Raw genomic sequence first — 12,028 nt, forward strand, 5'->3', positions numbered from 1 at the left:
TAATGCACCGATTATACATTAAACTTAAATGATATGTCCTATAAAATTGCCATCGCAAGCGGAAAAGGTGGTACAGGAAAAACAAGTATTTCAGTTTGTTTACAACATTTTATCACGAAATACATCACAAAGGAAATTCAACTTATTGACTGCGATGTAGAAGAACCTAACGATATTCTATTCTACCCTGCAGCCAAGAAAAAAAAATCAAATAGTATTACCCAATTGATCCCGGAGATTGACAAAAACAACTGTAATTTTTGCAATAAATGTGCTGACTATTGCGAGTTTAATGCCATCAGTATTATTCCTTCAGCTCAATTAGCAGAAGTAAATGCAAGCTTGTGCCATTCCTGTGGAGCTTGTTTAGTGGCCTGTGAACAGGATGCAATTAAAGAAAAAGAAGTTGTTATTGGCCAGACTAACTTCTATTTGGAGGGAAATCAAACAATATTAGTAGAAGGTGTGTTAAAAATTGGTTCTCCTATGCAAACCTTAGTCATAAAAGGATTGAAAAAAGAGATTTCTGATAGCAATGTCATCACTCTTTACGATGCACCTCCTGGCACTTCATGTCCGGTGGTTGAAACCATAAGCGATACCAATTATATTATTCTAGTTACTGAACCCACTCCATTCGGCTTGCACGATTTAAAATTGATGATCGCACTAATAAAGGAAATCAAGATACCCTTTGGTGTGATTATAAACAAAGCAGGCTTGGGAAATAATGAAATCTACGACTATATGGAAACAGAGCAGTTTGAACTGTTGGGAGAAATACCCTTCGACCAAGACTTTGCAACAAAATATGCCAAGGGTGATTTACTAAAAGATATACCACAGAAAATTTCTGATTCGTTTTATAAAATAACAAATCAAATAAAAAAGAGAATGAGTTTATGTTAGAACTTACCGTATTAAGTGGAAAAGGTGGAACGGGTAAAACGTCAATAACAGCTGCACTAGCTGGTTTGGCGTCGAAGGCCGTATTATGCGATAATGATGTGGATGCAGCTGACTTACACTTAATCCTCCATCCTGATATAAAAGAAAAGCATAACTTTTCAAGTGGTTGGAAAGCGATTATAGATGCGAGCAAATGTAATCAATGTGGATTGTGTATGAGCCATTGCCGATTCGATGCCATTCACGACACAAAGAACCAACTTGAAGTGAATCCCTTTCAGTGCGAAGGATGTCGTTTGTGCGAACGCATCTGCCCCGAACAGGCTATACGATCGGAACAAAATACGAATAACTATTGGTACGTTTCGGATACTCGCTTTGGCACAATGGTTCATGCTAAAATGGGGCCCGGCGAAGAGAATTCTGGCAAATTAGTTAGTCAGGTTCGTAAAAAGGCGAGAGAAATTGCAATGATGACACAACAGGATTTTATCATTAATGATGGCCCTCCTGGTATTGGCTGTGCTGCTATATCTTCACTAACGGGAACCGACCTGGCTCTTATTGTGATTGAACCCAGCAAATCAAGCTTACACGATGCCGATCGTCTTATTAAGCTGATTGAATCGTTTAAGATTCCTGCATTTGCTCTTATCAACAAATTTGATTTAAACCTCGAACTAAGTCAATGTATAGCAGATTACCTGAAAACAAAGAATATCCCTTTAGTGGCTAAAATCCCATTCGACAAAGCCATGGTTCACGCCATGATAAACAAACAAACCATTGTGGAATATCAACCTGACTCCAATATCTCTAAAGAAATAAAAAGACTTTGGCATAAAATACAACTAAGTACACACACAGTCAATTTACATCAAGTAATATGATACAAGATACAATGCAATTAAGACCTCGCTATGGCGAAGTTGATCAGATGGGCTATGTTTATCATGCCAATTATGTGAGTTATTGTCATCAGGCTAGAACAGAGCTTTTACGAAAACTTAATTTGAATGACAAGTATCTCGAAGACATGGATATCATGATGCCTGTCATATCTTTCAATATCGATTACAAAAAACCAGCTCATTACGACGAACTCATAAGCATTACAACGATAATAAAAGGCTTGCCAACAACTCGATTCTATTTTGAGTTCCTAATAAGCAACGAAGAAGGTCAAATTCTTAGCATAGCGAATTCAACTCTTGTTTTCGTAGATAAAAAATCTCGGTATCCTAAATTAGTCCCTGAGTTCATAACAAGCAAACTTCAAGCTAGCTTCAAACACGAAAACGAGCATTCATTATTGACTTCCTAAACTCCTACACCTCAATACATTTAATATGAAAAAAGGCTTAACCCCTATAAATACGGGTGTGCCTAGCTTCATATTTGAACATATGTTCAAATACATATTGTATAACATATTACAAACTCCTGATTTCATGCTGTCGAAATGGAATGATATATTACATTTGCACTCCATACATATGGATATCTAGATATATATAATAGAGTAGCACAAAATATAATACCATGACAAAATATTTAATAGTTGGAGGTGTAGCTGGAGGTGCAACAACCGCTGCACGTCTTAGAAGAATAGACGAATCAGCAGAAATCATCATGTTCGAAAGAGGGGAATATATCTCTTATGCCAATTGCGGTTTGCCCTACTATGTAGGTGGTATAATTGCCGAAAGAGAAAAGCTAATATTGCAAACACCCGGAAGTTTTAAAGCTCGATTAAATGTTGAAGTCCGTGTTAAAAACGAAGTTATCGGTATTGATACCAAGAATAAATCAATAGAAGTTAAGGATCTTATCAATAACACATCATATACAGAAACATACGACAAACTGATCGTTTCACCTGGTGCAGAACCAATCAAACCTCCTATCCCAGGAATTAAAGATGAAGCCATATTTACCGTTCGTAATGTAAGAGATACCGATAAAATCAAATCATTTTACGATGAGAAAAAGCCTAAGAAAGCGGTAGTCGTTGGTGCAGGTTTTATCGGTCTTGAAATGGCAGAAAACCTTCACCATATGGGTATGATGGTTACCATTGTTGAGATGGCTGATCAGGTGATGACACCTCTTGACTATGAGATGGCAGCTGAAGTACACATGCACCTTAAAACTAAAAATGTTGAGTTTTACCTAAATGATGGTGTGTCTGAATTCAATCGTCAAGGTGATAAATTAAACATTCACCTGCAGTCGGGTCGAAAGATAGATGCTGATATGGTGATTCTATCTATTGGTGTTCGTCCAGAAACGAGATTAGTTAAAGAAGCGGGTATCGATTTGGCTCCCAACGGCGGTATTAAAGTAAACGAATACCTGCAAACGAGTAACGAGCACGTTTATGCACTTGGAGATGCCATGGCATTCCCTCACCCAATTACAGGAAAATACACCAATGCCTACCTTGCTGGTCCTGCCAACAAACAGGCACGTATGCTAGCCGATAATCTGGTAAACGGGCATACAAAAAAATATAAAGGTTCAATTGCTACAGCAATTGCCAAGGTATTCGATATTACAGTTGCCTCAACAGGTTTGGCTGAGAAAGTATTGAAGAAAGAAGGTATCAAGTATATCTCAAATATTACTCATGGAGCATCGAATGCTGGTTATTATCCAGGTGCAATGCCAACCACTATCAAAATCATGTTCGATCCGGAAACGGGAAAACTATTTGGTGGACAAATCATTGGTTATGTCGGTGTTGATAAGCGTATCGACATGATTGCAACCGTGCTAAAAAATAAGGGGAGCATTTACGATCTTCAAGAAATTGAGCACGCCTATGCCCCACCATTTTCATCGGCTAAAGATCCTGTGAACCAAGCAGGTTTTACGGCTGGTAATATTATCGACGGTTTAGTCAATATTATCCATTGGGATAAGTTGCACCAGATGGATGCTTCCGATAACTTTATATTGGATGTGAGAACACCAGATGAGTTTGAGCTAGGAAAAATTGAGGGTGCTGTTAATATCGAAGTTGATAAAATACGCGAACGCCTTGACGAAATTCCAAAGGACAAAAAGATTATCATTTACTGTGGTGTAGGACTTCGTGGTTATTTTGCTGCAAGAATCCTGATGCAGAGACGCTATAATGATGTTGTAAACCTAAGTGGTGGTTACAAGACTTACGAGCACGCTACCTGCAAACAAAGCAACGAGGATATTTTCGGATCGAGCTATATTGCTAAAGATGGCCAGATCTACAGAGGGAAAGCTAAGAATTCTGAAGTAAAAAAAGAGATCGAAACCATAGATATAGATGCCTGTGGCTTGCAATGTCCAGGTCCGATTATCAAACTGAAAAAAGAAATTGACAAGCTTGAAGATGGTCAACGTCTTCGTCAAAAAGTGACGGATGCCGGATTTACTAAGGACGTGGTATCGTGGTGTAATATAACAGGTAATAAGTTGATTTCTTGTGAATCGGAAAAAGGAATTATCTCTGCAGTTATCGAGAAACAAAGTAAACACGAAGTCTGCGAGCTTTTACAATCTGCCGAGGCAAAGAATAAAACCATGGTTGTGTTCTCCGATGATATGGACCGAGCTTTGGCTTCACTTGTGATTGCAAACGGTGCAGCAGCTATGGGTAGCAAGGTCACTCTGTTCTTTACCTTCTGGGGATTGAATGTGATTAAGAAAACCAACAAACCCAAGGTTAAGAAAGACATGATGGGCAAAATGTTTGGTAAAATGATGGCCAATGATGCTGGTAATCTTAAGCTATCGAAAATGCACATGATGGGTATGGGCTCAATGATGATGAAAAAGAGAATGCTTTCGAAAAAAGTTGACTCTTTGGAAGATTTATTACAGACCGCCATGGAAAATGGCGTTGAGATGATCGCCTGCCAAATGTCTATGGACGTTATGGGAGTTGACAAAGCAGAATTGCTTGATGGAGTTCAAATTGGTGGTGTAGCCACCTACCTTGAAGAGGCTGAACAATCAAACGTCAACTTGTTTATTTAAGACAAAGCAGAAATACTATTATGTAACGATGGACTACCGAAAGGTGGTCCATTTTTTTATCTCCCAATGTGTTTGCAATTACATATTAAATTATTTGTGAGCCCATCTATTTATTCTCTAGGTAGTTTAAAATATAGTCAAAATGCTTTTCACGCTTACCTATATCAGCAAGTGTTACATCATGTTTTTTTGCCATATCAATGGCTATAGCACTGCCCACCATACCAGTACCTAATACAATAACGACTCATAGAAAACAATCTTTAAGACTTAAAATCCAAAGGAATCACAACAAGTCTAACCTATTCAAAATCAAACGACGACCAAGACCTGAAGCATCAAAAAAGTAACAAAATGAAATTGTAACTAGAATAAGAAATTACCAATAAGTATAATTCAGTTTCAGTATGGTTTTGGTAGAATAGAAATAGATTTTAAACAATAAGTTGATCTGCTATGTAAAGAGTCGTTAAAGTGAACGAATCAACATTAACACCGAAGTTTAATCTTTGATTTCAATTTTGAAAGTGAAATATTTTTGAACAGTGTAGCTAAACAAAATCACAATGAGAGTGGTTACCATTTTTGATGGAGTTGGGTACCAGCCAAAGGACTCTACAAAAAGTTTCAGGAAAATATAGTTTAGAACTAGGCTCCCCATTACACTTAGTCCATACCTCAAAAGTTGAATTCGTTTCCTCAGGTAAGAACCGGGAAAACTGATATATTTAGCCAATATAAATCCAATTGGGAAAGTTATAATAAAGGACATGATAAAGGCAGCTATATGGGGTGAAATAACAATAAACCCAAAATCAACAAGCTCTTTATTCAGTACAAAATTGTAGAATAGGAAGAATAGGAAAATATCCAAAGCCGTGTTTGCACCCCCAGTTGCCGCATATTTAAAGGTTTGCTCTGGCATGAACTTTCTGAAAGGTGGGTAAAACCACAAAATAATCTTCTCTATCAATCTTATAATTGCGTAAAATAGCTTCATCTCTATAATTTAGATGACAAATATATGATTTTCAATCATAATTTTTGACTCTGATAAAATATGATTTAATAGGCTTATATCTTATTCTTTTATTCCTTTAAAATTATATAAACCTATCATTAAAATCTGCACCTGACTAAACAAGATAAAAATAGGCTTCCCTATACAAGAAGCCTTTGTTCAGATCTTCATCGAAGATTACTTTCTTCTCCAAATAGTCATTTGTGCAATAGTGTGTTGATACTTGCGAGCTGTTTCGCGAATCACAAAAGGCACATCCTTAGGTTCTGCAATCAAATCAAAATGCTCTTGCAGTTTTTCTTTCAAACCATCAAGTGTGCTGTAAGGCTCACCATTTTTACGATAACCCCCGATCCAATTCTCTACATCGGTAAACTCTTCTAACCAACTGTAAGGAGAAGTCAGCACCAACAGTCCGCCCACATTAATTCGAGAATGAATGTCGCGTAAGAACTTAAGTGGATCATAAAGTCTATCGATTAGGTTACTTGCAAAGACTAGGTCGTAAGCCGTAAAGAAAGGCTTTAGGTTGCAAGCATCCCCTTGAAAGAACTCTACCTTATAGCTATTGACATCCAAACCAAAGTCGGATAATTTAACCTCCATAAAGGTATCAAGCTTCCCTTCCTCTATTCTGCTATAATTCAGTCTACCACTCTCTTTCAGCTGCGTGCCAATGCGAATAAAACGAGTGGAAAAATCCAAACCTGTGACCTTATCGAAATACTTCGCCAACTCAAAACTTGTTCGGCCTGTGGCGCACCCCAAATCGAGGGCTGCACCCTTATTGATACTTTGTAAATGTTCTTCGATTAGATTCAGGCATGCCAAAGCATAGTTCTCTACCCCAAAGTAAGTCTGCCCATACTGAAACTCACAATATTGCGAAACCAAATCGTCGCTCTCATAGTAGTTGTCCTGAATTACCAGCTCCTCTTCTGATTCGATATAACGAAAACCAGCATGCTGAAAGAAATGACGACGAAAAGCATAACGCGAATCCTTAATGGCTAAATTTCCTGTCGATATCCATGAGCCACCTTTTATCAGATTGTGTCGAGCATCAAAGGTCGGTGTTGAAAAATCATCGTAAAAAGGATGAATCTCGAAACCCTCCAAGGCTGAAATAGGCATCTCAGTCCACTGCCATACATTACCAATTGCATCGTAAATACCATTGAATTCGAACTTATCAACTGGACAGGAAGAAGCGTAATGTTCGAGATTAATATTGCCAGGAGCCTTGTTCCAATAGGGTTGATCAGGAATATCCAACGAATTACGAAGCAAATAGTATTCCGCCTCGCCTGGCATTCTTAGCTTTTTATCGGTCTGTGCCGATTTCCAATTACAAAAAGCTTTTGCTTCCAAATAATTCACTTCTACAGGCCAATTCCATGGCATATTAATTTTCTGCAACATGCAACGAAGTTTCCAATTCTCATCGTCTTTCACCCAAAAAACAGGGTATTCACAGCCCTTATATCGAACCCAATTCCAACCTTCTTCGGTCCACCATTTTTGGGTTTTATAGCCCTTGTCGTCAACAAAAGCCATGTACTCCTTATTCGACACCAAATACTTCGAAGCCGAAAAACCTTTGACATCAGAAGATAAGTTTCCAAACTCATTGTCCCAACCGTATAAGGCAGCATCGCGTTCTTTACCCAAACTTACATTCCCCGATTTCACCTTTACAAGTTCATTTTCAGGAGCAATCCCGGCATCTGTACAAATCTGAAAAAGTGGATTTGCCTGTACCATATCGATTGGCAATTGTCGGATAAGAACAGAAGAGGTCTCAATATGTATACGTTGATGCTCAATCCCCATCATAATCACCCAAAAAGGATCATTCCAATTGATGGGGATTTTCAGGGGAAGATTAGCAATCAAATCTTCCATCATAGCTTTAACCTGCTTGCGGTAATCGCGCACTTCCTGAACGGTTGGCCAATCGTAATGCGCCTCATTCAAATCATCCCAGGACATTTCATCCACGCCAACTGCAAATATAGATTCGAACTTAGGATTTATTCTTTTGGTGATAAGACCTGCCAACATCAACTTATTGATATAAAAAGTAGCGGTATGACCAATATAAAAAATAAGCGGATGACGCAAGGGATCGGCTCGCATATAAAAAACGGTATTATCCTTCAACGAATCGTACAAGCGATCGTCCAACTCCCAAGTCGCCAAAAAATATTTAAGAATTTCCTCTCTCTTATCGGCAGGATTTCCTTGATTCAGGATAGGTGTTTTGGTTACAAGTATATTTTGGTAAGACTTTGAGTCGATGGCATCCTTCATCATAACGGCTTTAAATTCACTTATTATTCTTAACGTAATGAAGTTAAGAATTTTATTGCAAGCTTACTATCTATAAAACCAATTTCTAAGGTTTATTGTAATCTAAAGTCTAAGATTATCAGAGTAAAAACAGATTCGTTAAATATTTGTTAAAACTTAACAAAAACCACGATAAACCAGTCAAAAACGATTTTATATGATAATTTTGGCTTCGGAAGCAAAAAATAGACTAAACCTTTTGAATAAATTGGTGTCAAAGATTGATATTCGATAAAACTGAAACATTTAGTTTTATTTCAAATACAGATACAACTAACTAAGCACAACAATTGAGCCAGACAAGTGTGCTCAAACTAACACAAGGACTCAAAACATGAAGAGAATATTATTCTTACTGATTTTTGCAATGCTTGCTAATATTTCGCAAGCTGTGATGCCTGTACCAAACACAACTGGGGCAATGGGTGGTACAATTAAGGGTATTGTAAAAGATAAAGATTTAAAAACGGCTGTTGAATATGCCACTGTTTCGGTTTTCAGAATGGCTGATTCAAGTTTAGTGAATGGTACTATTACCAATGATAAAGGTGAATTCGAATTGAAACAATTAAAACCTGGCAAATACTATGCTGAGATTTCATTTATAGGCTACAACAAAAAAACTATTCGCAACATTCCAATCAGTAAAGATCAAAAGGTTGCCGACCTAAAAGAGGTTTTATTGTCACAAGCTAGCGAGGCTTTGGGGGAAGTTACTGTTAGCGCAGAAAGACTACCCATACAATATCAGATTGATAAAAAAGTGATACCTGTTAGCAGACAATTGACAACCGCTAGTGGTAATGCTGTAGATGTACTGGAAAGTGTCCCCTCGATCAATGTTGATATCGAAGGTAATGTTAGCTTACGTGGCAGTAGTAGTTTTACAGTTTTGGTCGACGGTCGCCCTTCTATTTTGGAAGCTGCCGACATCCTAACTCAAATGCCAGCTAGTGTAATTGAGAATATTGAGATCATCACCAACCCTTCCGCCAAATACGATCCGGAAGGCTCATCGGGTATCATAAATATTATCACTAAAAAAGGGAACTTGAAAGGGACTTCAGGTGTTGTTAATCTAAATGTGGGAAACTTTGGTAACTACGGAGCTGATTTCTTGGTGAACCTACGTAAAAACAAATTCAATTTCCACTTAGGGATGGATTATAGCAATCGTAATTTTTCAGGAAGTAGTGAAAGCGAGAACAGAACAACTACAGATAATAAAACAACTTACGTTTTCTCTGAAGGTGATTCTGATCGAGAGCGTTTGGGTTACGGTCTTCGAACTGGTTTCGATTATGAAATTGACGATAAGAATTTAATCACTCTTGGCCTTCGTTATGGTGGTAGAGAAATGGATATGGGCTCAAATCTTGACTATACCGATTACTTTACTTTAGATGGGGGTGCACCTAGTCTAAAGAAATATTATAAAAGTACTGACAATTGGAATCGTGAGATGGAATTCTACAATGCCAATTTCAGCTACCAGCGTAATTTCAAAGGCAAAGGTCATCAGCTATTAACTCAAGTGAACTATTCATACCGTGATGGTGATGAAAAGTCAAAAACGGAACGCAAGCAAGACGAAACAATTGTAGATGGGAAAAAAGGAACTGAAAAAGGCCCTGGTTCACATCTGGATATTAAAGCCGATTATACATTGCCTTTGAAAGGCAAAAGTAAGTTCGAAGCAGGATATCAGGCCCAACTACGACAGAGTGAAGATATTACAACACAATCGGACTATAATATCGATAGTAGTCGCTACGTTTTACAAGCAGAATATGGTCACGAAGTTGATTATAAAAAAAATGTACACGGGGTTTATGCCCTATATGCTGATCAAGTAGGTAAGTTTGGTTATCAATTAGGATTAAGAAGTGAGTATACAGATAGAGAAATTAAGTTTAAGGGAGAAACTGAAAGCTTTACAATCAATCGTTGGGATTTCTTTCCTACCATTCACACACAAATTGATTTAAAGGAAGGTAATCAATTAATGGCCAGCTACACCAGACGAATTCAGCGCCCAAGAGGATGGAACCTTGAACCCTTTATCACCTGGAGTGACGCTTATAACGTTCGAAAAGGAAATCCTAGTTTAAAGCCTGAGTATATCGATTCATACGAATTGGGATATCAGAAACGTATGGGCGAACAATCTATCTCATTTGAAACTTATTATCGTGTTACTCACAATGTGATGGAACGCATCCGATCGGTTTACCAGGATAACGTGATGTTATCAACGACTGAAAATGTTGGAACAGATTACTCTTTAGGTGTTGAGACTATGGTGAATTTAAGCTTCGCTAAATGGTTTAAAAATGACCTGATTGGTAATATCTTTCACTATAAAGAAAAAGGTGAATACTCAACTTATAATAGTGAAAATGTAGCTACTGTTCAAGATTTTTCAACAGAAAGTTTAAATTGGAGTCTTAGGAACAATTCAACTTTCATGTTTAATAAAACCACTCGTTTTCAAGTGAATGTGATCTACAATTCTGCCAGCAAAAAAGCTCAAGGAGAACGTAAAGGCTTTATTACGGCCAACTTGGGCTTGAAAAAAGATTTCATGCAGCGCAAGCTGTCAGCAACATTACAATTACGCAATATATTAAATACTGCTAAACACGAAAACATTAGTGAAGGAAATGGCTTTTATAACTATAGCAAGTTCGATATGCAATGGCCAAGTATTAAACTAAACCTAAGTTATAAAATCAATAATTACAAAAAGAAACGTGGAGCCAACGGTGAAGGTGGTGATATGGAAGAGTTTGAAATGTAGTTAATGTGGTAATAAGAGAATCTGATAATATGTTGAAGATGATTTATTTCTAAATTCAACTGCGAGATATTGAAAAAGAGGTATTTTTAGGAATGCCTCTTTTCTTTACAAGGAATTTACACCCTCGATTTTATAAAACGTTTCACAGCCTTTATTCTAAAAACAAAGCCCAAACCAAACAGAACTCCATAAGCTATCCACGACTGATCAAGAATAATTAGATGAAGCATGACAAAGAAAGTAGCTAAATAAACCCATCGATGTAGACTCTTCCATTTACGCTTCAGCAATTTCATAGCCCACTTACTTGATGTAATCGTCAAACTTAGAATGATAAGGAAAGCGACAAAACCAAAAATAAGTTCAGCCCTTGTAAAGACTTGCAAAATACCTTCTGAAAAAACAAAAACCAACACATGTAGTGTTGTAAAAAGTCCTGTTGCAATACCAATGGATTGACGAAAATACAATGGAAAATTTCGTCCAATAACAAGACTAATGGGCGTCATTAAAAATGCTGCCAGAAAAAATCGAATTGCCCATAAACCCGTCAAACTGGTCACATATTCAATACCTGGAATAAAATCTCGATCGAGTCGATAAGCCTCTTCATCCGACAACTCCACATCAATAAAATTCAGCATATTATCAGCCTGTTCTGAAAAATCTATTACTATAAACTGAGATAATTTCCATAGGACAAATAGAGCAATAAGCACGGTAGGGAATATTCCTATATAGTGTTTTTTCGAAGGCATTAAAACTTGATCTATTAAATATGAGGTTCAAGTCTTCATAGAAAATAGACTTGCATTACAAAAAAAGACAAAAAAGTCCAATTTATGGCATACACCGATTAAAATACCTAAATGTTGGTATAAAAAAAGAGTCTTAATCTGACGATCAAGACTCTTAAATATTTTTGA

At 37.2% G+C, this 12,028-nt stretch carries 8 protein-coding genes; 5 read left to right on the top strand and 3 right to left on the bottom strand.

All coding sequences use genetic code 11. The features are described from left to right. Window positions 1-33: 33 nt before the first annotated feature. From DWB61_RS08905 to DWB61_RS08920, 4 genes are all read left to right on the top strand, one after another. On the top strand, window positions 34-909 hold the full coding sequence (locus DWB61_RS08905; protein ID WP_125030556.1) for a nucleotide-binding protein: 876 nt from the start codon (window positions 34-36) through the stop codon (window positions 907-909). After that, window positions 903-1,799: a P-loop NTPase gene (locus DWB61_RS08910; protein WP_125030557.1), complete on the top strand. Its 897-nt coding sequence runs from the start codon at window positions 903-905 to the stop codon at window positions 1,797-1,799. Before DWB61_RS08905 ends, DWB61_RS08910 begins: the two co-directional genes overlap by 7 nt. Further along, window positions 1,796-2,233 (top strand): acyl-CoA thioesterase, encoded by a 438-nt coding sequence (locus tag DWB61_RS08915; RefSeq protein ID WP_125030558.1) that lies wholly within the window; start codon window positions 1,796-1,798, stop codon window positions 2,231-2,233. The genes DWB61_RS08910 and DWB61_RS08915 overlap by 4 nt, the downstream gene beginning before the upstream one ends. Window positions 2,234-2,451: 218 nt before the next feature. Further along, on the top strand, window positions 2,452-4,929 hold the full coding sequence (locus DWB61_RS08920; RefSeq protein ID WP_125030559.1) for an FAD-dependent oxidoreductase: 2,478 nt from the start codon (window positions 2,452-2,454) through the stop codon (window positions 4,927-4,929). 502 nt (window positions 4,930-5,431) lie between these two features. On the opposite strand, the gene DWB61_RS08925 is transcribed toward DWB61_RS08920, so the two are convergent. Further along, complete coding sequence (locus DWB61_RS08925) at window positions 5,432-5,929, bottom strand: GtrA family protein (RefSeq protein WP_125030560.1); 498 nt, start codon at window positions 5,927-5,929, stop codon at window positions 5,432-5,434. A 198-nt stretch (window positions 5,930-6,127) separates the two neighbouring features. Then, on the bottom strand, window positions 6,128-8,263 hold the full coding sequence (gene ovoA / locus DWB61_RS08930; protein ID WP_125030561.1) for a 5-histidylcysteine sulfoxide synthase: 2,136 nt from the start codon (window positions 8,261-8,263) through the stop codon (window positions 6,128-6,130). A gap of 373 nt (window positions 8,264-8,636) precedes the next feature. Between ovoA and DWB61_RS08935 the strand changes: the two genes are divergently transcribed. Next, window positions 8,637-11,102 (top strand): TonB-dependent receptor, encoded by a 2,466-nt coding sequence (locus DWB61_RS08935; RefSeq protein ID WP_125030562.1) that lies wholly within the window; start codon window positions 8,637-8,639, stop codon window positions 11,100-11,102. Between the two features lie 116 nt (window positions 11,103-11,218). Here the strand turns inward: DWB61_RS08935 and DWB61_RS08940 are convergent, their stop codons facing one another. After that, the gene (locus DWB61_RS08940) at window positions 11,219-11,860 is read right to left on the bottom strand and encodes a ferric reductase-like transmembrane domain-containing protein (RefSeq protein WP_125030563.1); all 642 of its coding nucleotides are present in this window, start codon (window positions 11,858-11,860) and stop codon (window positions 11,219-11,221) included. Window positions 11,861-12,028: the final 168 nt, after the last annotated feature.

The organism is Ancylomarina euxina (assembly GCF_003863355.1).
Classification (GTDB): Bacteria; Bacteroidota; Bacteroidia; order Bacteroidales; family Marinifilaceae; genus Ancylomarina; species Ancylomarina euxinus.

Bases quoted from the DNA above. Each gene is read 5' to 3' on its own strand.
- DWB61_RS08905 (WP_125030556.1), top strand. From the start codon at position 34: ATGTCCTATAAAATTGCCATCGCAAGCGGAAAAGGTGGTACAGGAAAA.
- DWB61_RS08910 (WP_125030557.1), top strand. From the start codon at position 903: ATGTTAGAACTTACCGTATTAAGTGGAAAAGGTGGAACGGGTAAAACG.
- DWB61_RS08915 (WP_125030558.1), top strand. From the start codon at position 1,796: ATGATACAAGATACAATGCAATTAAGACCTCGCTATGGCGAAGTTGAT.
- DWB61_RS08920 (WP_125030559.1), top strand. From the start codon at position 2,452: ATGACAAAATATTTAATAGTTGGAGGTGTAGCTGGAGGTGCAACAACC.
- DWB61_RS08925 (WP_125030560.1), bottom strand. From the start codon at position 5,929: ATGAAGCTATTTTACGCAATTATAAGATTGATAGAGAAGATTATTTTG.
- ovoA (WP_125030561.1), bottom strand. From the start codon at position 8,263: ATGAAGGATGCCATCGACTCAAAGTCTTACCAAAATATACTTGTAACC.
- DWB61_RS08935 (WP_125030562.1), top strand. From the start codon at position 8,637: ATGAAGAGAATATTATTCTTACTGATTTTTGCAATGCTTGCTAATATT.
- DWB61_RS08940 (WP_125030563.1), bottom strand. From the start codon at position 11,860: ATGCCTTCGAAAAAACACTATATAGGAATATTCCCTACCGTGCTTATT.